1 pseudogene is annotated in these 241 nt (G+C 27.4%); it reads left to right on the forward strand.

From position 1 onward, the window contains the following. Window positions 1-241: pseudogene (locus SH09_RS16490) on the forward strand (replication initiation factor domain-containing protein); the annotation flags it as partial.

A 241-nucleotide genomic window follows, 5' to 3' on the forward strand; every position in this document is an offset into this window, starting at 1 on the left:
ACAAAATATTTTGGTGTTCGTGACAGTGATAGATTTATTAGAATTTATAATAAAAAACAAGAACGTAAGGATAATGCAGACATTGAAGTTATGTCTGAACACTTATGGCGTGTAGAAATTTAATTAAAAAGAGATATGGTTGATTATTGGAACGATTGTTTTAATGATTTACATATTTTGAAACCAGATTGGTCTAGTTTAGAAAAAGTAAAAGACCAAGCAATGATTTATATGCTAATTC

Origin of the sequence: Staphylococcus gallinarum (assembly GCF_000875895.1) — a bacterium.
GTDB classification, from domain to species: domain Bacteria; phylum Bacillota; class Bacilli; order Staphylococcales; family Staphylococcaceae; genus Staphylococcus; species Staphylococcus gallinarum.